The organism is Bacillus sp. FSL R5-0397, from assembly GCF_038593395.1.
Classification (GTDB): domain Bacteria; phylum Bacillota; class Bacilli; order Bacillales; family Bacillaceae; genus Bacillus; species Bacillus altitudinis.
Window position 1 is genome coordinate 3,504,692 of record NZ_CP151992.1, and the last position, 21,975, is coordinate 3,526,666.

At 40.0% G+C, this 21,975-nt stretch carries 21 protein-coding genes and 2 riboswitches; of the genes, 8 read left to right on the plus strand and 13 right to left on the minus strand.

Annotated features, from left to right (window positions below; translation table 11 throughout):
• Positions 1 to 75 precede the first annotated feature (75 nt).
• On the minus strand, positions 76 to 753 hold the full coding sequence (locus NSQ70_RS18010; protein ID WP_024719231.1) for a DUF3298 and DUF4163 domain-containing protein: 678 nt from the start codon (positions 751 to 753) through the stop codon (positions 76 to 78).
• 161 nt (positions 754 to 914) lie between these two features.
• Between NSQ70_RS18010 and NSQ70_RS18015 the strand changes: the two genes are divergently transcribed.
• From NSQ70_RS18015 to NSQ70_RS18035, 5 genes are all read left to right on the plus strand, one after another.
• Positions 915 to 1,772, plus strand: coding sequence for a MurR/RpiR family transcriptional regulator (locus NSQ70_RS18015; protein WP_024719230.1), 858 nt, complete (start codon positions 915 to 917; stop codon positions 1,770 to 1,772).
• A 200-nt stretch (positions 1,773 to 1,972) separates the two neighbouring features.
• Positions 1,973 to 2,866: a 2-hydroxy-3-oxopropionate reductase gene (gene garR, locus NSQ70_RS18020; protein ID WP_327872006.1), complete on the plus strand. Its 894-nt coding sequence runs from the start codon at positions 1,973 to 1,975 to the stop codon at positions 2,864 to 2,866.
• Between the two features lie 6 nt (positions 2,867 to 2,872).
• Complete coding sequence (locus tag NSQ70_RS18025; RefSeq protein ID WP_342502328.1) at positions 2,873 to 4,294, plus strand: four-carbon acid sugar kinase family protein; 1,422 nt, start codon at positions 2,873 to 2,875, stop codon at positions 4,292 to 4,294.
• 50 nt (positions 4,295 to 4,344) lie between these two features.
• Complete coding sequence (locus NSQ70_RS18030; protein WP_008345676.1) at positions 4,345 to 5,664, plus strand: gluconate:H+ symporter; 1,320 nt, start codon at positions 4,345 to 4,347, stop codon at positions 5,662 to 5,664.
• A gap of 81 nt (positions 5,665 to 5,745) precedes the next feature.
• Positions 5,746 to 5,858, plus strand: a riboswitch (SAM riboswitch).
• Positions 5,859 to 5,945: 87 nt separating this feature from the next.
• The gene (locus tag NSQ70_RS18035; protein ID WP_342502329.1) at positions 5,946 to 7,067 is read left to right on the plus strand and encodes a 5-methyltetrahydropteroyltriglutamate--homocysteine S-methyltransferase; all 1,122 of its coding nucleotides are present in this window, start codon (positions 5,946 to 5,948) and stop codon (positions 7,065 to 7,067) included.
• Between the two features lie 151 nt (positions 7,068 to 7,218).
• On the opposite strand, the gene NSQ70_RS18040 is transcribed toward NSQ70_RS18035, so the two are convergent.
• Positions 7,219 to 7,584 carry a hypothetical protein gene (locus NSQ70_RS18040; protein WP_342502330.1) on the minus strand — a complete coding sequence of 122 codons (366 nt, stop codon included), beginning with the start codon at positions 7,582 to 7,584 and terminating at the stop codon, positions 7,219 to 7,221.
• A gap of 48 nt (positions 7,585 to 7,632) precedes the next feature.
• Positions 7,633 to 7,830, minus strand: a complete 198-nt coding sequence (locus NSQ70_RS18045; RefSeq protein WP_342502331.1) for a cupin domain-containing protein — start codon at positions 7,828 to 7,830, stop codon at positions 7,633 to 7,635.
• 681 nt (positions 7,831 to 8,511) lie between these two features.
• On the opposite strand from NSQ70_RS18045, the gene NSQ70_RS18050 reads away from it, so the two are divergent.
• The 3 genes from NSQ70_RS18050 to NSQ70_RS18060 all read left to right on the plus strand — a co-directional run bounded on the left by NSQ70_RS18050 (position 8,512) and on the right by NSQ70_RS18060 (position 10,044).
• Positions 8,512 to 8,688 (plus strand): PqqD family protein, encoded by a 177-nt coding sequence (locus NSQ70_RS18050; protein ID WP_017358652.1) that lies wholly within the window; start codon positions 8,512 to 8,514, stop codon positions 8,686 to 8,688.
• Positions 8,685 to 9,674 (plus strand): GNAT family N-acetyltransferase, encoded by a 990-nt coding sequence (locus NSQ70_RS18055; RefSeq protein WP_017358651.1) that lies wholly within the window; start codon positions 8,685 to 8,687, stop codon positions 9,672 to 9,674. Before NSQ70_RS18050 ends, NSQ70_RS18055 begins: the two co-directional genes overlap by 4 nt.
• Positions 9,675 to 9,789: 115 nt before the next feature.
• A complete protein-coding gene (locus NSQ70_RS18060) occupies positions 9,790 to 10,044 on the plus strand; it encodes a hypothetical protein (RefSeq protein WP_203143849.1) in 255 nt (84 codons plus the stop codon).
• Positions 10,045 to 10,256: 212 nt separating this feature from the next.
• Here the strand turns inward: NSQ70_RS18060 and NSQ70_RS18065 are convergent, their stop codons facing one another.
• From NSQ70_RS18065 to NSQ70_RS18110, 10 genes are all read right to left on the minus strand, one after another.
• Positions 10,257 to 11,675 carry a glycoside hydrolase family 1 protein gene (locus tag NSQ70_RS18065; protein WP_272754552.1) on the minus strand — a complete coding sequence of 473 codons (1,419 nt, stop codon included), beginning with the start codon at positions 11,673 to 11,675 and terminating at the stop codon, positions 10,257 to 10,259.
• Entirely contained in the window at positions 11,647 to 13,554 is a 1,908-nt protein-coding gene (locus tag NSQ70_RS18070; RefSeq protein WP_342502332.1) for a beta-glucoside-specific PTS transporter subunit IIABC, read from the minus strand. The genes NSQ70_RS18065 and NSQ70_RS18070 overlap by 29 nt, the downstream gene beginning before the upstream one ends.
• Before the next feature lie 325 nt (positions 13,555 to 13,879).
• Positions 13,880 to 14,713 (minus strand): PRD domain-containing protein, encoded by an 834-nt coding sequence (locus NSQ70_RS18075; protein ID WP_017368351.1) that lies wholly within the window; start codon positions 14,711 to 14,713, stop codon positions 13,880 to 13,882.
• 225 nt (positions 14,714 to 14,938) lie between these two features.
• Entirely contained in the window at positions 14,939 to 15,754 is an 816-nt protein-coding gene (locus NSQ70_RS18080; protein WP_265154548.1) for a YwqG family protein, read from the minus strand.
• 173 nt (positions 15,755 to 15,927) lie between these two features.
• The gene (locus NSQ70_RS18085; protein WP_116306502.1) at positions 15,928 to 16,767 is read right to left on the minus strand and encodes a methyl-accepting chemotaxis protein; all 840 of its coding nucleotides are present in this window, start codon (positions 16,765 to 16,767) and stop codon (positions 15,928 to 15,930) included.
• A 149-nt stretch (positions 16,768 to 16,916) separates the two neighbouring features.
• Entirely contained in the window at positions 16,917 to 17,651 is a 735-nt protein-coding gene (locus NSQ70_RS18090) for an energy-coupling factor transporter transmembrane component T (RefSeq protein ID WP_024719222.1), read from the minus strand.
• Positions 17,641 to 19,239 (minus strand): energy-coupling factor transporter ATPase, encoded by a 1,599-nt coding sequence (locus NSQ70_RS18095; RefSeq protein WP_342502333.1) that lies wholly within the window; start codon positions 19,237 to 19,239, stop codon positions 17,641 to 17,643. Before NSQ70_RS18095 ends, NSQ70_RS18090 begins: the two co-directional genes overlap by 11 nt.
• Positions 19,214 to 19,813, minus strand: coding sequence for an ECF transporter S component (locus NSQ70_RS18100; RefSeq protein ID WP_019743666.1), 600 nt, complete (start codon positions 19,811 to 19,813; stop codon positions 19,214 to 19,216). Before NSQ70_RS18100 ends, NSQ70_RS18095 begins: the two co-directional genes overlap by 26 nt.
• Positions 19,810 to 20,496, minus strand: coding sequence for a thiaminase II (gene tenA, locus NSQ70_RS18105; RefSeq protein ID WP_017358641.1), 687 nt, complete (start codon positions 20,494 to 20,496; stop codon positions 19,810 to 19,812). The genes NSQ70_RS18100 and tenA overlap by 4 nt, the downstream gene beginning before the upstream one ends.
• Positions 20,497 to 20,582: 86 nt before the next feature.
• A riboswitch (TPP riboswitch) is annotated at positions 20,583 to 20,686 on the minus strand.
• A gap of 56 nt (positions 20,687 to 20,742) precedes the next feature.
• Entirely contained in the window at positions 20,743 to 21,870 is a 1,128-nt protein-coding gene (locus NSQ70_RS18110; protein ID WP_144667485.1) for a hypothetical protein, read from the minus strand.
• Positions 21,871 to 21,975 lie beyond the last annotated feature (105 nt).

Here is a 21,975-nt window from a genome sequence, read left to right on the forward strand (position 1 = left end):
AAAAAGAAGAGCCTCGTCACCAGGGGCTCTTTTTAAGTATAAAAAAACGACCAAATTCATGGCCGTTTCTCTTGTTTATTTATACACCTTCGCAGGTACTTGAATCATAGGAATTCCTACATAGTACGGTGAAATTTCATATGGCTGGAAGACAACAGCGATTCCCTTTTTCGTGAAGTAGTACTGCGTGTCGTAGCCGATTTGAATATCGCTTTTTTTCAGATTCGCATAGAATTTACTTTTATGCTTCTTTGTGTAGTTATAGATATAATCTCTTACTTTTGTACGCTTTTTCTTTGTTTTTACCACATCTGTAAAGTACAGTTGCTTTGTTTTTTTCTTTGTTAACACATAGTTCATGCTCGTAACCATCGTATCCCCGTGCATGCTACCGTCATTCATGTAATCATAGTTTAGGATACTTAGTTTCTTCCCATTGTTAAATTTCGTTTTAAACGATCTCTCGTATGTGATCTTCCCAATGCCTTCTTTTTTCGCTTCGTCCTTTAAGAACAAGTACGTAGAATAAGAGAATGCAATATCATCTTTTAAATCACGATTGATGGTTTTCATATGCGCTTTACTAAGGTTTTTCACCTGTGCATATTTAAACGTTTTTTTCTTTTTATAATAGTGTGTACTTACTTTTGCTTTTTTCACTTGTTTGGCATCCGCAGATCCAACTGGCGCAAACAATGAAACAATCAGCGAAAAAATGAGCAGGCTGATCGTTAGGCCTTTTTTCATTGTCATAGTAAAAACCCCCATTTTTGTCTATTACCAATTGAGTATACCATGACAAAAGAACCAAAAGAAGTGTTTTCTTCCATATTATTCTTTATTTTTCATGTGAGGTTTGTTTACCGTTTTCATAAGTTCCTGTATGCTTAAGATAGAATGTTAGATGAAGTGTGGTGTTTATCATAGAAGAGAATATTTTTAGTCATATCCGGACAACATTTCATAGTTTGTCCCCTACCCAGAAAAAGATTGCCAATTACATTTTACAAAACCCTCAGAAAGTTGTGCTTCATTCGATTAGTGCACTCGCTGCTGAATGCAACACAAGTGAAACGACGATCTTTCGTTTTCTGCGAAAAATTGGCTATGAGTCCTATCAAGTGTTTCGTGTCCATGTCGCGCAGGATATTGCGACCAATACACCTCAATCCATATACGGTGAGATCGAAGCATCTGATAGTGTCGCAGATATTAAACATAAGGTCATAGAGTTAACAACCAACTCTATTCAGGATATGAAACATATTTTAGAAGACCAAGCTGTGACACAATTTATTGAGCAAATGAAACAGGCTCATAAAACCGTCTTCTTTGGAGCAGGTGCCTCCAGTTTTATTGCCGGAGATGCCTATCATAAGTTTCTCCAGCTTGGCTTTGAAGTGAGTCTATGCAGTGATCCTCATATGATGAATATGATTGCAACACATGCAACGGAACATGATTTTATCGTCGCGATCTCACATTCAGGGGAAAGTAGAGAAATCCTTGATGCCGTGCAATTTGCAAAGGAAAAAGGTGCAACGGTCGCCTCGATTACGAGCTATCCGAAATCAGAGCTCGCCAAGAAATCCGACTTTCATCTGCTCAGTTCATCGAGAGAAACAACCTATCGTTCTGACTCAATGATTTCTCGTATTAATCAGCTTGTGATTATTGATGTTTTGTACGTCACAGCTGTTTTAGAATTAGGATCAAATGCAATCGACAACGTCAAACGTTCTCGATTAGCTGTAGCTAAAAATAAAACATAATCGACCATAGACCGGAGCTGTTTCCGGTCTTTTTTTTGTGACTTTTCTCATATTTTCCGTTGACACATTCCTATTTCGTCATGTACATTAAATGAAAAATAGTTTATTTCCTACTATTAATTTAAATCGATAGTATATATACTAACAAAAAGAAAAGAAAGCGCTTTTTGTAAGGGGTTTCTAAATAGGAGGCGGACAAAATGGCAAAGCAAATTGGATTCATTGGATTAGGCATTATGGGGAAACCTATGGCACTCAATCTATTAAAAGCCGGTCATACTGTGACTGTTTTCGATATTCATACAGAAGCTGTTCTAGCATTAAAAGAAGTGGGCGCAAATGCCGCTGCATCAGCTGCTGAGACAACATCTGAAAGCGATATCATAATCACGATGCTTCCAAAAGGTGAGCATGTAGAAGCAGTTGTAGCAGGTGAACAAGGCATATTGGCTACAGCAAAACCTGGCACGATTATTATAGATATGAGCTCTATTTCACCTGTTACTTCTAGAGCATTAGCGGCACTGGCAAAACAGCATCAGGTCGAATTTATCGATGCTCCTGTCAGTGGCGGAGAGCCAAAGGCGATAGACGGGACACTTGCGATTATGGCGGGCGGAGAAAAAGAGATTTTTGAACAAGTAAAGGATGTCCTCTATGCCATGGGCACAGATGTCGTATTAGTTGGATCAAATGGAAGCGGGACAACCGCAAAGCTTGCGAATCAAATCATCGTCAACTTAAATATCGCTGCCATGTCCGAGGCACTCGTCCTTGCCGCTAAGTCTGGCATTGCGATTGATAAAATGTATGAAGCCATCCGAGGTGGACTGGCAGGAAGTGCTGTACTCGATGCGAAGGTTCCTCTCATTTTAGAACGAAACTTTGAGCCTGGCGGACGTATTGACATCAACTTAAAGGATTTAACCAATGTCATGGAAACTGCCCACGATATCGGCGTTCCTCTCCCGCTTTCTAGTCAGCTGCTGGAAATCTTCCACGCCCTCAAAGCGGACGGAAAGTCTGGACTTGATCACGGTGGGATCGTTCAATATTACGAAAAAATGGCTCATGTTGAAGTGAAGAAAGGATGAGGTTCTATGAAACAAAGCATTGAGTTACTAAATGCCATTCCGAAAGCGGATTCAGACCGCATTCAATCAGCATACGAACAAGCACTAAACCATTTTCACCATAAAGTGATTGTATTAGACGATGACCCAACAGGCATTCAAACCGTACACGGCGTCTCTGTTTTCACCGATTGGTCAGAGAAAAGCATTGAAGCTGGTTTTCTTGAAGACAGCCGTATGTTCTTTATCTTAACCAACTCTCGCAGTATGACAGAGAAAGAAACGACGGTTCTTCATGAAACGATCGCATCAACGATTGTGAAAACGGCTGAACGGCTTGATCAAGATTTCATCATTGTCAGCCGGGGGGACTCCACCCTGCGTGGACACTTCCCGCTAGAGACTGACATTCTCAGAACGACCATTGAACAGCAAAGCTCCCACCAATTTGACGGGGAAATCCTTCTTCCCTTTTTTAAAGAAGGCGGCCGCTTTACGATTGGCAATATTCACTACGTACAGGAAGGTCACGAATTAATTCCTGCTGGTGACACAGAATTTGCATTGGATCGTACATTCGGATTTCAATCTTCTCACCTCGGAGAATGGATCGAAGAGAAATCAAACGGATCGTTCACTAAGGAAAACACTACTTATATTTCTTTAGAAGATATCCGGGCTTTACGTATTGAACAAATCAAGGATCAGCTGATGACCGTGAAGGATTTTCAAAAAGTGGTTGTAAATGCAGTAGACTATGACGATGTCAAAGTCTTTGTCATTGCCCTCATAGATGCCATCAAAGCAGGTCAGCACTTTCTATTTAGAAGTGCGGCAGCTCTCACAAAAGTGCTTGGCGGTGTTGAGGATCAAGCACTATTAACTAGACAAGACTTAATACAGGAAGAAAGCACGCACGGTGGCCTCATCATGGTCGGTTCCCATGTCAAAAAAACAACCGAACAATTGCGAGCGCTACAGCAAAATAAAGACATTGCATTTATTGAATTTGATACACACCTCGTGTTAGAACCTGAAGCATTTCAAGAGGAAATTGACCGCGTGATTCAACAAACTGAACGGCTTTTAACAACCGGGCAATCGGTTGCTGTTTATACAAGGAGAGAACGGCTTGATCTTGGGGACGATCGTCAAGAGGAAGAATTGAAACTGTCTGTTCAGATTAGTGATGCTGTGACGAGCATTGTTCAGCGCCTCTCCATTCGCCCTAAGTACCTCATTGCCAAAGGTGGAATCACCTCAAGCGATATTGGAACAAGAGGACTCAGCGTCAAACGTGCGACCGTCGCAGGTCAAATCAGACCAGGTATTCCCGTTTGGCAAACAGGAGAAGAAAGCAAATTCCCATTTATGTCTTATGTGATTTTCCCGGGAAATGTTGGCTCAAAGGATACGTTAAAAGCAGCAGTAGACATACTTGAAGGATAAAGCAGAGGGGGCGTTCACGCTCCCTTATGCAGCACAAAGGAGGAAAGATCATGTCGTTAGTTTTTATCGGACTTGGCGTTTTGTTATTACTTTTACTCATGGTTGTCTTTAAGTTAAACGCTTTCATTTCGTTGATTATTGTCTCTTTAATCGTTGCCGTTTTAGAAGGCATGTCACCACTTGAAGCGATTGCTTCAGTCGAAAAAGGGCTTGGAAGTACACTCGGCCATCTGGCGTTGGTTCTTGGCTTTGGAGCGATGCTTGGTAAATTGATGGCTGATTCTGGCGGTGCTCAGCGTATTGCCATGACACTCATCGACCGCTTTGGTATCGGGAAAATCCAATGGGCGACGATGCTGACTGGATTTGTTATCGGAATTGCTCTTTTTTATGAAACCGGATTCATTATTCTTATTCCATTAGTCTTTACCATTGCTCAAGCCGCAAGACTTCCTGTGTTGTATGTGGGAATGCCGCTCGTCGCTGCACTCATTACAACACATGGCTTCCTCCCTCCTCACCCAGGGCCGACAGCCATTGCCAATGTATTTCAAGCCAACATGGGACAAACCTTATTGGTTGGAATTATTTTAGCCATTCCTGCTGTTTTAGTAGGCGGACTTTTGTTTACGAAACTATTTAAGAAAGATCAACTGCATGCACACATTCCAAAGGACTTGTTTAATCCAAAGGAATTTACAGAAGAGGAAATGCCAAGCTTCGGCATTAGTATTTTCACCGCTATTTTACCTGTATTGCTCATGACATTCAGAGCATGTTTAGAAATTTTCTTCCCGTCCTCCCCGCTGCTACCGGCGGCTGAGTTTTTAGGTGAGCCGGCGATTGCCCTATTAATCTCTGTGCTGCTTGCCATCTACACATTTGGTCTTGGCAGAGGAAAGAGCATGCAGGACGTCATGAAGTCGATTACGGATTCAATTGGCTCCATTGCGATGATTCTATTGATCATTGCAGGCGGCGGCGCCTTTAAACAGGTGCTCATTGACAGCGGCGTTGATCAATACATTGCAGGAATTATGCAAGGAAGCACACTGTCTCCTCTGCTCCTCACTTGGCTGATTGCAGCTGTCCTTCGTGTCTCTTTAGGGTCAGCGACTGTCGCGGGTCTCACAGCAGCTGGCATTTCTGCACCGCTAATTGGTTTGACGGGAGTCAGCCCAGAATTAATGGTGATTGCAACAGGCGCCGGCAGTATAACATTCTCTCATGTGAATGATGCAGGTTTCTGGATTTACAAAGAATACTTTAATTTGTCGATGGCTCAAACTTTTAAAACTTGGACATTAATGGTGACTGTTCTATCACTTGTTGGATTAGCTGGTGTTCTCGTCGCTGATTTGTTTATGTAGGAAAATAAATAGGAAAAACCATTGACTTTTTCTCGAAAAGATTGAATAATTGTGTTTATTAAGAAAATTGAATCAAAGGTAACCTTATTAAGAGTGGTGGAGGGACTGGCCCTGTGAAACCCGGCAACCGCTGTTCCTAGGAACAGAATGGTGCTAATTCCTTAAACAAGCTGATGCTTGTTTGAAGATAAGGCAGAGATCTCACAGTATATGATGCTCTTCCTTATCCAAGGAAGAGCTTTTTTATTTGATTTATAACCTGAAGAAAGAAGGGATTCAGCATGACACACGTACAAACCATTGGTAAGAAAACAACAAAGCCGCCATTTCGCGCAGATCAAGTAGGGAGTTTACTTCGTTCAGAACGTATCAAGGAAGCACGCAAGCAAAAAGCAGACGGTACACTCACAGCAGAACAGCTCAGAAAAATTGAAAACGAAGAAATCACTCGTATTGTAGAGAAGCAAAAAGAAATTGGATTAGAGGTTGTCACAGATGGAGAATTCAGACGTGCATGGTGGCATTTTGACTTTCTAGAAGGGCTAGATGGGGTCGAAGGATTTGAAGCAGACCAAGGCATTCAATTCCACAATACGACGACAAAAGCGAGAGGCATCAAAGTAACAGGTAAGATTGATTTTACTGATCATCCAATGCTGGAGGATTATCGCTTCCTTCACAGCATCGCGGGTGATCATACGGCTAAAATGACGATTCCAAGTCCGAATATGCTCTTTTTCCGGGGAAAGCTTGAAGAAGGTGTGTACGACAGCTTAGATGATTTTCACCATGACGTGGCACAAGCTTATAAAAAAGCCATCCGTGCTTTTTATGATGCAGGCTGCCGTTACTTACAGCTAGATGATACAGCTTGGGCTGTGTTCTTTTCTGAAAAAGGACATGAACAAATCAAAGCTTTTGGCCGCGAGGAAGATGAACTGCGTGAATCGTTTGCGAAGACAATCAATGAAGCGGTTGCCGATCGTCCAGATGATTTGGTGATCACTATGCACATTTGCCGTGGGAACTTTAAATCGACGTGGGCAGCCGAAGGTGGTTACGAGGCAGCGGCAGAAACGATTTTTGCGGGTCTCGATTTGGATGGTCTCTTCTTAGAATTCGACGATGACCGTTCTGGCGGATTCGAACCACTTCGTTATGTAAAAAATCCAAACCTTCAAATCGTACTAGGTCTTGTCACTTCAAAGTATGGGGAACTTGAGCCCGTTGATCAGATCAAAAGACGAATCGAAGAAGCGGCACAATATGTGGACATCAACCAAATCTGTTTAAGCCCACAATGTGGATTCGCCTCAACAGAGGAAGGCAATTTGTTAACAGAAGAACAGCAATGGGAAAAGCTGCGTCATGTGATTGAGATTGCGGATCAAGTGTGGAAATAGGCGGAAATCTGCAGAAAAAGCTTACCGTCATAATAAAGAACCGCTTTTTTGGCGGTTCTTTATTTTTTGTCATCTCTATCAACATTATATTAAGTTTAATCGTCATACTTCTATAGTAGAGTTAAGAAGATAATGAATATAAGTTATCTTCTTAAAAACCATCTTTTATACTCATAAGTTGTCTTACAACAAGTTGTGTAGATTGATATACATCTAAGTCATCTTTCTTTCTTGCCAGTATATCCCCTACTGAAATTCCCTTGAAATCGTTTGGCAAATTATTTATCATTGATTTTAATTTTTCTTCTACCTTTTTTCGTTCATTTTCATCCAAAAGATCAATATTAACGAGTTCTCTCCATTCGTCTTTTTGAATTAATCGATTCCTTAATTCTATTAAAATTAGATCTAGCCAAGCTGGCTGACCGAAGGTAAAGTTTAATGCAATGGTTTCTTCAGAAGAACTAGTTGAATGCCAACAACCTCTTGGAAGAAATAAAAATGATCCCGTATCCAAAATCAATTCCCTTCCATTAGATAAATTTTCATCAGGAAAATCACCATTCTAATACGACTTTAATGGATCTGGCAAATGAGGAGCCTCAATTAATTCATAATGTTGAAGTGGATTCACTGTATTAAAATTTTCAGCCAACTTCCATTTCTTTTTCCCTTTAAGTTGAAAAATGAAATTGCAATACGCATCAAAATGTGCTGAAAATCCAGCTGATTCTTTAGCAGCGTACAATACTGCTTTTGCCATTGTTCCCTCAGGCAAGCCTAAAAGATTATCCTATACCATTTAGAATTCAATTTAGTGGATATACAGCTCTCTAAAACCATAAACGCCTTCCTAGATTAAAATAACCGATGATTCTAGCCATCTTTTGTATTTTCTCCAATTTCTTTTTTACAAACTATCACTCTATTTGCAACATCAATCTACTCATCACTATTACTTTATAAACATAAAATTTGTTAAAAAATCATTATTTAAATATTGAAAAAAATATAAACGGCATGCTATTATCACTTTTGTTAGGATATAAAATAGGAATTTAATACATATACAGGAGGAATGTTACATCAAAAAAATAAAACTGCATGTCTTGTTGAGATTCGTAATGTAGTTGTTGCTGGAGGACATTAATAACTAGTTTTTCATACCCTAACACTTTATGAAAGGAGTGTATAATCTTTGCTGACTCATGACGAATGTTATTTATATAATGATTTTGTCAAAGAAAATCAACTATACATATATCCTTTGAAGATAATAAAATCTTAAATCATCCCCTGACACAAACGAGCCAAAGCTACAATCTTGGTACCTTGTTATAGAAAAAAGAATGAAGGGAATCACAATGAAGAATAATACAATTTTCGTAAAAAATCCTGATAATGAACAAGAAAGTACTTAAAAGGTATCATTATCGAACCGGGCATGTCCCTAAATCAAGTCGCAGCTGATTTTTATGAACGAATTGACGGACAAAGAGAGTTTATTTCAATAGTAACGGAAATTGCTGAAGAATATGATACTGATGTTCAAACTTGTATCAAAGACCTCCAAGCATTGAGTAAACAATTAATTGAAAAGGAAGTTGTATATGTAAAATGAATAAACTGAATGATGATATTCTAGAAAACATCTATAAAAACATTTCAACTAAGAGAAGCAAAACAATCGTTAATTACATTGCAATGCTAATGGCACTAGCAAGAGATCATGAACTAAACGAGGATGATTTAATTAATTGGATTCACAGTAAATTAAGTGCAATAGGATATTTTCAAGAAAAAAACCGTTTATTTACTCAAAACAAATTAGATGAATTTGTCGTAGAGTTTATTGAAGGAAGAGCACTATTATATGATGATATCAACATAACTGAAACAAAACAAAACGAATATGTCATCAGTAGCAAATTGTGGTACAAAAAGAATCCACCTGAAAGTTTTTTTTATTTTGGTATTGACCCTGAAGATTTTTCGAACTACGCACAAAAACTTGCTCAAATAAACGCCGAAAAACTAGGTATCTCAATCAATTTTTCTAAGGATCAAGCGAATGACAACGAAATAGCTCATATCCAGCTTTCAAAAAAATGGTCTCTTTCAGAAGAATTGACAGTAACTCAGCCAAGTTCAAAAGACTTTTCATGGTTAACATGTTTTTTCAATGAACATTGGGGTGGAACGACTATGGTGTCTAAAGGGACAACTTATAATGTTTTAAATGAAAACATTATGTTGGCTAAACGTGGAGATACTATAGTAGGAATATTAGTTTACAAAATATTCAAAGAAGAGGCAGAAATCCTGACTTTAGAGGCTCTAGAAAAGTACCATGGGGTTGGCAGTAAATTGCTTTTTGAGTTAGAACAACATCTAAAAACACAAAATATACAATCTATTAATTTAATCACTAGTAATGATAACTTAAATGCCATTAGGTTTTATCAAAGAAAGGGATATTCTTTCAAAAACATCTATATCGGTGCAATTGATAAAGCAAGAATGCTTAAGCCGACAATTCCCTCTATAGGAAATTACGGAATAAATGTCAAAGATGAATTAGAATTTGAAAAAAGGTTGATACGATGACTATAAAAAGCAGATTGATTGTTATTGCGATTTCACTTTTAACTTAAACCAAGACGCAGCTCTCACGATTAATACATTACACATTCCAATACTAAAAGAAAACATAGATATTTTAATGCCTTTACAAGAGGATAACTTATTATATATCACTATTAATAATAGCATTGAATACCTTGTTGATTCACGCGATGATTATGAATGGTTTACTTTTTTAAGTAAAATCAATGGTATCAAATCCATAAAAGATATTTTATCTCAAAATAATCAAGACTTTAGAGATATAAAAGAAAGACTTGAAGAATCAGTATTACTTGATATTATCGAATTGAAACCACTTTTTGAAGATCAAAGCTCTTCTCCAAAAGCATAAATAAATATATTCGAAAGATCATATGATTTATTTGAACCACGCAAAAATTTAAAGTGTGGTTTATTTTTTGTACAATTTTGTCTTTTTCATAAAACAAAAAGCATTATCATTCCAAAGTGACACCTAAAGAATGATAATGCCTCGATTCAAATTGTTTTCATCGTTTTATGAAACCGTGTGTTCTCAAAGAAACCAAACAATATTTTCTCTATTTAGTCGTCTAAATGCTTTCCATTTGTCGCGATCACTTGTTTATACCAATCAAAGCTTTTCTTTTTCTTTCGATCTAATGTACCGTTGCCTTCATTGTCACGGTCGACATAAATGAAGCCGTAGCGTTTTTTCATTTCAGCTGTTGATGCACTGACAAGATCAATTGGGCCCCAGCTTGTATAGCCGATCAGATCAACGCCGTCTGCGATCGCTTCTCTTGCCTCAAGCAAATGACTTCTGAGGTAATCAATTCGGTAATCGTCTTGGATGGAGCCGTCTTCTTCTACTTGATCCACAGCACCCAATCCATTTTCTACGATAAACAATGGTTTTTGGTAGCGGTCATATAGCTGGTTTAGTGTTGTACGAAGTCCTTTTGGATCAATTTGCCAGCCCCAATCACTTGCTTCTAGATAAGGGTTTTTCACGCCTTCAAATAGGTTACCACCAGTCACTTGTCCAAGAACCTCTGGATCTGTACTTGTCACAAAACTCATATAATAGCTGAAGCCAATATAGTCGACTGTATGGTTTCTTAGAATGTCTTCGTCACCGTCTTGGAATTCAATGTTGATGTTATTTTCCAGGAAATAACGTTTCATATATCCAGGGTAATAGCCTCTTGCCTGTACATCTGAGAAGAACAATGTTTTACGATCTTGATCAATCGCAGCAAACATATCTTCAGGTCTTGAGCTGTACGGATATGTGGTCATCGCTGCAATCATACAACCGATTTTCGCATCTGGAATGATTTCGTGTCCTGCTTTAACAGCTAGAGCACTTGCAACAAATTGGTGATGCGCTGCTTGATATTGAATGCTCTTCTCGTCTTCGCCTTCTTCAAATACAAGGCCGCCCCCTGTGAAAGGAGCATGTAAGACGACGTTAATTTCATTGAAGGTCATCCAATATTTCACTTTATCTTTAAAGCGAGTGAACAATGTTTTAGCGTATGTTTCATAAAGACCCACAAGCTTACGGTTTCTCCATCCGCCGTAGTTTTTCACAAGTGCAAGTGGCATTTCATAGTGAGAGATCGTGACAACTGGCTCAATTCCATGCTTATGCAGTTCATCAAATACTTTTTCATAGAAAGCGAGGCCCGCTTCATTCGGTTCCGCATCGTCACCATTTGGGAAAATACGTGGCCAAGAAATGGATAGTCTGAAGCACTTGAATCCCATTTCTGCAAACAGGGCAATATCTTCTTTGTAACGATGATAGAAGTCGATCGCATCATGATATAAGTTAAGGTCCTTCATTGATTCATCGAATGGGTGCATAATACCGTGTGGTGATACATCCGCTGTGGATAAGCCTTTTCCATCTTTGTTATAAGCGCCTTCAATTTGGTTGGCGGCTACTGCGCCGCCCCATAAGAAACCTTTAGGAAATGTTTTTTCTAAATTGGTCATGTTGAATGCCCTCCTCATTTTCTTCTACACTGACTGTAAGCAATGTCTCTTTTACTGTAATCGCCCCATCTGTTTTCGCATTAACTTGTGCATAATCATTTGTGTTGGTGACGATAATTGGCGTTGTTACATCATAGCCTTCTTGCTGAATGCCCTCGATATCAAATTCAACGAGCACATCTCCTGCTTGAACAAGATCACCTGACTCTACATGACTTGTGAAATGTTTACCGCCAAGTTTTACTGTATCAATCCCCACATGGATGAGAAGCTCTGTGCCTTGATCACTCTTTAAACCAATGGCATGTTTCGTTTGGAAAATGGTTTCAACCTTGCCGTTGAACGGTGCTACTACACGTCCAACTGTTGGGACAATGGCTGTTCCTTTACCCATGATTTCATTAGAGAATGTTGCATCATTTACTTGATTGAGCGGCTTTAGTTGACCTTCAAGCGGGCTTTGTACCACTTCATTTTGAAGCGCTACTGTGTCTTTCTTTTCTTCTGGTTTGTCTGCTTTTGTATCATCTTTCACTGGTACATCTTTGAAGCCTAGAACAAGTGTCATGATGGTTGCTACAACAAAGCCGATCACTAATCCAATGATTGAGTAAACAAATGTCGGTCCAATGAACGTTGGGAGACCTGGAAGACCTGCTGATCCTGATATCACATATGACTTTACTTTGAAGATAGACATGAACACGCCGCCTGCTGCTGCACCAATGAGGGCTGCAAGGAACGGTTTTTTCAATCGCATGTTCACACCATACATAGCAGGTTCAGTAATACCCATTAACGCAGTGATACTTGTAGACATCGCCAATGATTTGAATGTTTTGTTTTTTGATCTTAAGAAGACACCGAATGCTGCGCCTGCTTGTGCCATATTCGCTACAAACATCATTGGAAGAATGAAGTCAAAACCGTTTAATGTAATGTTGTTGATCATGATTGGAAGTAGTGCATAGTGCATGCCCGTAATGATCAATGGTGACATAAAGCCACCGATTAAGAGTCCGGCCAAAATACCTGCATGTTTGAACAATAAATCAATTCCACCTGAAAGGCCATTTCCGATAATACCACCAAGCGGTCCAACCGCGATGAGCATAACTGGTACCACGACAAGAAGTGTAACTGTTGGAACAAGAATGATTTTTAGTGATTTCGGACTATATTTTTCCGCGAATCTTTCAACATATGAGCCGAGCCAGATCGTGAGTAGAATTGGAATCACCGATGAAGAGTACACAACGGCAACCACTGGCAAGCCTAGAAATTCTGTATTTCCTGCGCCTAGTAAAGCCGTTAACTGCGGGTGCAGTGCGGCTGCTGCAATGGCAGCGGCGATATACTGATTTGTGCCAATTTTTTTGGCTACGCTTACAGCAAGCAGAATCGGTAAGAAGTAAAAGGCTCCGTCTCCGATAGCTGTTAAAATCGCATATGTGCTGCTTTTATCTGAGATCCATTGGAACGTCAGCATTAATGCCAAGATCCCTTTGATCATACCAGCTCCAGCGATGGCTGGAAGAATCGGTGTGAAGACACCAGAGATAAAATCGAAAAGCTTTGAAATCACATTTTGTTTTGATGCTTCTTCTGAATCGCCTGACTTTACATCTGTTGATAACCCAGAATCAGCAATCATTGCTTGATAGACGTTTGATACGTCGTTGCCAATAATGACATGGTATTGACCGCCGCTTTGATTCACGCCCATGACGCCGTCTGTTGATTGCAGCTTCTCTTTATCCGCTTTGCTTTCATCGTATAGGTTGAAGCGGAGCCTTGTCATACAGTGCGTGACTTGCTTTACATTCTTTTCACCGCCGACAAGCTTTAGAACTTCTTTTGCTGTTTGTTTGTGGTTCATTGTGTTACCCTCCAATCGTTGATTTCATCTTGATATAGAAAAAACCTAAACATCCATTAATGCCCGAAAAATAGCGATTCAGACATTAATCGATATTTAGGTTTTGCCTGCTTAACCAGTAACAATCCTTCATAGCGATTGATCGTTATTCAATTTTATAAGCCTTTAGATACAAAAAAACCTAAATCACGCCTTATCAAAGATAGGGACAATGATTTAGGTTTTGCCTGCTTGACCAGTAACAATCCTAAAAGATTGTGGGTTATTGAGTTTATAGTTATAAATTAGCATGTTAATTTTGATATGTCAACGCTTTCTTTTTGATTTATTTTCTTTTTATGACTCGATCGATGTGCAAAGTTAAGTATAACATCTCATCTTCTATGAGACTTCGGTTGTATTCTTTTTGAACATAGTCATTAATTTTCTCCGCACATTGAAAAGCGGCTGTATTTTTTTCTTTTACGACTTCATACAGAAACTCATTTTGATTTTCCATTTGTGTTTCGTTAAACAGACGCTGTCCAAAAAACTTCAAATGCGTGACAAAACGGAAATAGTTTAATGATTCTTCGTCCAAATCAATTTGGAAATGATACTTTACGATGTTCAAAATATCTTGAATCAGTTTTGTAATTTGAATGACATTCGGCATTTCCTCATTCAGTTCTGCATTGACAATATGCATCGCAATAAAGCCTGCTTCATCCTCGGGAAGATGGATGTTGAGCTTGTCCTGTATGATCCGAATCGCTTCTACACCACACATGAATTCCTCTTTGTACAGCCGTTTGATTTCCCAAAGCAAGGCATTTTTAATGTCCATTCCTTTTTGATGACGTTCAATAGCAAAGGTAATATGATCCGTTAACGTGACATAGATGCTGTCATTTAAATTTTTGTTAAGGGTCGTTCTCGCGTGATCGATAATTGCCTCACACACTTGCATATACTCGATCGGAATATCATAAAGCAGGGTTTTGAATTTTTCTGATATATCTTTATTTTGAATGGAAAATACTTTTTCGATACGTTCTTCGTCAATCGGGTCTCCGCTTTTCTTTTGAAACGCAATCCCTCTGCCCATAATGACCAGCTCATGCTGCTCGTCATCATACGCACTGACCACATTATTGTTGATTACTTTCGAAATGATCAATTGATCCCCCCCCAGTACATTCCGCTTTTTCGAGCATTTCATTGTTGATTGATATGTCATGTTATTATTATTTTCAAAAAAGAGGACTTTAAGATGATTTTACATTTTTTTTTGATACGGTCAACTAGAAAGAATGACATATTACCTCTCAGAAATGACGATTTAGGGGCAAAAAGGCTAAAAATAGACAAAAAACACTCTTCAAAAAGAGTGTTTTTTACAAAATTAGGAGCAATCCCAGTTATAGACGACATTTTCGAAATGTTTTCGTTTGAGGTCTTCTGGTTTGATAAAAAAGTTAGCAATGCCGCAATCTCCCCACAACATGTCCACTTCATCATCTGAGTCAATTTGCAATAATAGCACAGTATGTTCTTGGTCTACATAGGTACGCGGGTCTTCTTGTGTAAAACCTGGGTATCCGCCAACTTTATGGCCAAAACCACTTGCTGTCTCATAAAATTCATCTAGCAATTGATCTGCTTCATCACCATCAATACCAACAGCATCTTCGAATAGATCCCAACTTTGCTTTCCTGTGACTTTTTCAAAGCGGAAATCTCCTACACTGATCGTTTCGCTTGATAATTCACCTGTAATCGCACCTTCCTTCGTAACTGGAAAATAAAAATCGTCAGGAATTTTCACGAATGAAAAATCAGTCAATAAGTCTTCTTCAGCTAAGAAAGGTTCCTCAATAAATTTGATCCGAAAATCTTTTTGCTCTGTTTTTTGGTCAATATTCATCCCATAAAGATCATCATGTACAGAAATAAACACTTGCAAAAGTCCTGTTTCTGGGTAATCTTTCAGCTTTGGCAGCTGGCCGAAATTGATTTGTGCCAGCAGCTTCATAGGATGGCCTTCTCCATCAACGGGATATTCGTCGTTTTTGGGGAAATAAGGATCACCTGCTATTTTACTGTCATATGGCCCTGTTTTTCCTTGTTTTATCTGTAATTGAATCAGTGGTTTGTCAGTTTGATCTAACGATGGACGGTAAGGCGCAAGTACTTCTTGCAGCTTTGCTGATTGTGTCAAGATGGTCTTCCTCCTTATGAATAGGTCTAATGATCAAAACAGGTCTATCTTTTTCTATCATACAGAAGTGTAACTTCCCTGTCAGTGAAAAACCCGTCAATATCATGACAAAAAACTCACTTCAACACGTTAAAAAACCTCCGATACAGCTGGAGGTTTTGTGATTCGTTTATTTATTTCACTTGATAATTCACTAAGTCTGTTGCCAATGTTTTCATCGTTTCGTTCGTTTCGTGCAGCCCCTCAATAATTTTTGTGAAAGTGCCAACGAGTTCTGCTTGATGTTCAGAAGAAGCCACGATTTGTGCTATTTCTTCTTCCATTCCTTTGATAGAGCCTTGCACATCTTTTAGCGCTGTTTCAATATCAGTCGTTGCTTGCTTCGCGTGAGTAGACAGCTTTCTCACTTCCGTAGCAACCACCCCAAAGCCTGCTCCTGCTTCACCTACTCTTGCAGCCTCAATGGATGCATTGAGTCCAAGTAAGTTCGTTTGATCAGAGATACCTTTGATGAGATTAGACACTTGGTTGATTTTAGAGGAATTTTCGACAGTGGTTTTTGTATTTTGTAGAATTTGTTCACTTGTCGCTTGTAGTTCCTCTGAATGTGCAGCCACTTGCTGTACCATCGCGACTAGTTTTTCGGAAGCATCGTTACTTTCCGTCATAATGTGTTCTAATCGTTGTTGATTCGTTTGGTCATATGCTACACAGAAGGCAGCGACCACTTGACCATTGTCATCTTTAATCGGGACGGCGACGATGTCCATAGGAATTCCGTACACCTCTTTAGGAATCTGGATAAACGATGGCTCTCTCCCATTTTTCAACATTGAAAAGTTTTGGAACCCGGGAGCTACAACATCCCCAGCTTTAAACCCTAAGTCAATGTTCCCGTGCTGCTGATAATAAAGAACCTTCTCTTTCCCTAATACAGAAAAGGTTAGCTGCTCTCTCATAGCTAGTCCAACGATTGGTAAAGCGTCTATTATGTTATCAATTCTCTGTGACATTCGCTCACGTTCATCCTCTCTTTTTCTCAGTACACTCTCTTTATCGGTTCTTTATATGATCTATTACAGCCTGCAATGTGTACTAATATCAACCAAATGACCTAAGACATATAAAACAGCCACATTCTATCAAGAGAATGTGGCTGTTTTTAAAAGAAGAAGATGCATATCAACACACTAATGACGATGAAAAAAAGATACATGCAGTCGATCCATGAAGTGCTGATGACATGATAATACGTTCTCTCCCTCGTCCCTGTGAAGCCTCTTGCTTCCATCGCAATGGCTAGTCGTTCAGATTTCCGTACGCCTTGCGTGAAAAGAGGGAGTGCATAACGTATAAAGGCTTTCCAACTGTTTTTTTGCTTGTAACCTCTAATTTTATGTGCAGCCTTCATTTGCTTCAATTCACTTTGAAACAACGGGATAAACCGGAAGCCTGCCAGCATCCCATATGCCCATTTGGGTGACATTCGGCATTGATGGATTAAGCTCATCATAAAGGCCGTCAAATCAGTTGTTGATGTAAAAAGGAGACCAAATGTCACAAACCCGAGCATTCTAAAAGAAATGGTCAGCCCATTTCTTAAACTCTCCTCTGTGATATGAAACCATGCCCACTTCCAAACTGTATGATCTCCCTTGCCAAAGGCCGCGATCATCCAAAACACGAGAATGAAAAAGAGCAGATAAGGTACAAGTCTGGTGATGAGGTATTTCAAATTCCAGCCGCCTAGGACAAGTCCAATTCCAAGTGCAAACAGCCAGATGATGAACGTCGTTTTAGGATCAGAAATCGCCATCAGACAGCACATCGCAAGGAGATGGGCGAGTAATTTCATGACTGGATTTACAGTGGATAGAAAGGAGTGATTACTTTGCAATCGTCATCACTTCCTTTCTTTCAGCCATATAGCGATAATGTAACGGCACTCTCAGCTCACAGGAAGTGACAAGTTCCTGATGAGAAAATAAATCAAAAGGCGTACCATCATAAACTTGCTCCCCTTGATGAAAAACAAGCACCTGATCAGCGCACTCATCAACGAGTTCCATATCATGTGTGACCATAATAATAGTGGTGCCTTGTCGTTGACGTTCTTTTAAACGCCGGATTAACTCCCTCGCCGTTTTCTCATCCTGCCCGAAGGTCGGCTCATCTAAAATGAGTACATCCTGATCAAAAAGAAGCATCGTGGCAACACTTAATCTTCTTTTTTGTCCTAAGCTTAAGGTGAAAGGATGCGCGTCTCTATGCTTCTCTAGGCCGAACTCTACCAATAGCTGATTCGTTTTTTCTTGCACAACAGGCTCTGGCCAATTTCGCTGTCTCCCACCAAATGCGATTTCATCAAACACTGTGTCCTGTATAAATTGAAGTTCTGGATTTTGAAATACAAAGCCTGCTTTTTCATATAATGTTCGGTCAGACCACTTTTTCAGGTGTTTTCCTTTTAAGAAAATGTGACCTTTCTTTATTGGTTCTAAACGGATGACATGTTTAAGAAACGTACTTTTTCCGCTTCCATTTTCACCGATGATCGCAACCCAATCTCCTGCTTTTATATTAAGGTGCAGGTCATCTATAATGCTTTTTTTCCCGTAGCTTAATTGTAGATGATCTGTGCGAATAATGACCCCTCGATCTGTTGATGACAATTTCTCATGACGTTCTTTTCTCGCCTCAAAGGTTTGCAAGAGTGTTTGACTCAGTGGATGAAACGGATCTTGTACGATAGTGGACCATTTCTCGGGAAATATTTTCGGACGCCAAATGCCGGCTTCTTTCATTTCTCCCTCAAATGTATTCATCACGTCTTTTGGCGTTCCATCTGATATGATACGGCCTTGATGATCTAATAAGATCACCCGATCCATCCACTCGATGACACCGTCTAACACATGCTCCACAAAAATCATCGTCTGATTCTGTTCAGCCGAAAGCTGCTGAAGTAATTGAAATATCTCCATTCTTCCTGCTGGGTCAAGCTGTGCTGTCGGTTCATCAAAGAACAGGACATCTGGCTCTAATGCTAGTAAACATGCAAGCGCCAACCGCTGCTTCATTCCGCCAGATAAGGTATGAATATCTGTATTTGGGTCGACATCCAGCTGTACCTTTTTCATGAGATGCTGAATCATGTCATCCATTTGTTCACGAGGGACAGATCGATTCTCTAAGCTAAACGCAATTTCTTCATTGACTCGGTGCATACAAAACTGCGAATCTGGGTCTTGAAACATGACACCAGTATGCCTTTGCCGCATCACTTCTCCCTGTACTTCAGCTTCCATATGCTCTGGAATAATGCCAGCAAGCACAGAAATCAGCGTAGATTTCCCGCTTCCACTTGGTCCTAATATCAGCACCTTTTCCCCCTTTTGAATAGAAAGAGATACTTGATGAAGAACGGGATTCGGCTGTTCATAAAAGCGGACAGTGAGATTACTGCACGCGAGAAATGAATCCATGCTGGTCACCCTTACTTCGTTTTTCTTTCATGATGGCATATTGATTCAGCACACCCGTTTTAGATAAAGCATCCACCACAACCTTTGCCAAGCAACCGCCGAGTAACATACCGCTGATGACTTGAGTGACAAGTGTCATGAGTAACACTTGAGGCGTGTAATAGCCGAATCCATTGGCAATGAGGCTATATGCCATTGCCCCTACTGCTGCAAAGGCACCAGACAACATGAGTGTCCACATGCGATATCGCTTATAGCCAAAAAGAGCGAAGGCGATTTCTGCTCCAAGTCCTTGGCATACACCAATCAAAAGCGCAGAAAGACCGAAGTGGCTGCCTGTCAGTAATTCCACGGCAGCGGCAGCTGTTTCTGCGATGAGGGCAGCTCCTGGCTTTTGGATAATGTAAGCAACGATTGGACTGGCAATGACCCAAATTCCGAACATGATGTTGCCTCCTGCTGGACCGACAAGGGCTGTAATCGGTAAATAAAGAGTCGACCACCCTAAATAGATGACTCCGCATGCCACTGATAAAATGACAGCAAGAACGACTTCTTTCATCTTCCATGTCATGAAGAATGCACCTCCATTTGGACAGGCCACTCTTCGACAGTAAAGGCCATGTCCCAGAATTTATACTCAAGCTGACAGCTTAAGATGAAGTGCTGTTTCATTTTCTCCTTTTCCTTCTCACTTGCTCCTTCCGCCCACTGATCAAGCCGTTTGCAAAGCTCCACTGTAACAGAGTCCGTTAACCCGCCATAAAACGTGATCCACTCATAGAATGGATGGGCAGGGTCGGGCTCAACATCTTTAAGCATTCGTTTGCCTATTTCCCAATAGGTCCAAGGGCAAGGGAGCAAAACCGCAATGATTTCTCCTAGCGTCCCTTCCTTTGCGACTTGCAGCATGTGATGAATATAGTGATGGGCACTTGGCGCCAAAGACGCCCCTTGCAGTTCATCATAAGCGACACCTGCCACTCGGCAAAGGTTTTGATGAGGATGTGTCTCACTATCAAGGACAAAAGCCATTTGTTGATGGAAAAAGGTAATGTCCTCTCTGTCTGTACATCTGCTGATGGCTGCCGCATAAATTTTAATAAAGGCATTTAAATATTCCGCATCCTGTTTGACATAATGAATGATCTGTTCCTTTTCGAGTTCTCCTGCTGCGAGTCCTCTCACAAACGGATGCTGATAAATCGCTTCAAATAATGGTTCTGCTTCTTGCCTTAATTGGGTTGAAAATGTCATAAAAAAGCCTCCTCTTTTTCAGTTGAATAAATGAAAAAGCCACCCCGAATGGAGCGGCCTTCTTATCGATTCAATCATGAATAAGACAAGGTCCAGCTCCACTTCCCTCCGCTAGTACAAACTAGATCAGGTTCAAAGGGTCCAAGATTTCCTCTTGTCTCAGTCATACATGACTCCCCTAGTGGACTTTTGTCATTTAATTATCTTTACTCTACACATGTGGCGATTTGATGTCAACCGCCGATCTTAATTCAATGTATTGATCGTTGGCAGCTTCTCGATCCCTGCCGCATAGTAGAAATTAAGGACACTGAAGAAATCAATTGGCTTTCCTGTCTTTAAATCAACAGCCAAAATATGATCGCCGTAATTTGTCAGGTCATCAATGTCTAAACGCCTTGGCGTTGTCTTTCCGAGAGTATCAACAAAGCTGCTATGGTAGTACTGCCCACTAGCAAACGATGATTCATGATACATAAATAATGTCTCCACATCTAAGTAGACAAGAATGGCCTCAGAGGAACTCGCATATGGAGCAGAGTACGATACTGGTGCCGAAATACTCTTCACTTTTACACTGTCAACAGAATGCGTTCTCTGTTGATATTTTCCATCATATGAGAAATAAAATACACGCTCCCATTTATAATCAGCGGTCTTAGATTGTTTGTTATATACTTTTGTACCATTTGCGAAAACATCCCCATTGGCATACGAAGCAACAAAGTATTGCAATGTTGATGACAGGGATTCAGCACCTGTGAAATTTGGTGGGTTTTTTGCATTCACCTGTAATGTATATGAGTCTCCAAAGTCTCCACCGCTAGTAATACCAAACGCATAATCACCCGCTGGTAAATTGCTTAACGCAAGCAGACTGCCTGCCGGTTGAATCAGATCCGTTGGATAAGCTTGTCCTTCTTCATAATCAATAACAAATAATTGAACGAAATAATCAGCATTTGGAGAGGTAATCCGGCTGATGAGCGCCTGAGAGGACGATGTACTTAAGAACCATAAATCAACTGGATCTTCCTCGTTTAAAACTGCCGATTGATTAATGGCTAGTCCATCAATAGAGCGAACGGCAGACGTGCGCATCTTTCCATCTGTAGCCGCTTTTCGTTTAATACTTATTCCCTTTTTCTTATCTACTTTAAATGATTTTTTTACTTCCTTCTGTTGAACCGCAGTCCCTTTATCCTGCTTTTCAAACGACTCTTGCACTTGCTGAATGGCTTTTTCAGTCAGTGGCGATACTTTTTCACTTGATTTTGGTGCATCTTCTGCTTTGATTGCTGGTGAAAATAAACCTGTTGTGACCAATAAAATAGACAGTAAGGCGGCGGTGATTTTGACATAAAATGCTCTCACAGGAACATCCCCTTTTCCCTAATTTGGGTTTTTTACCCTGTGATTATTTTACCATTTTTCTAATACTTGTTTTGGGCTTTTTTAGGAAATTTTTATAACAAAAAA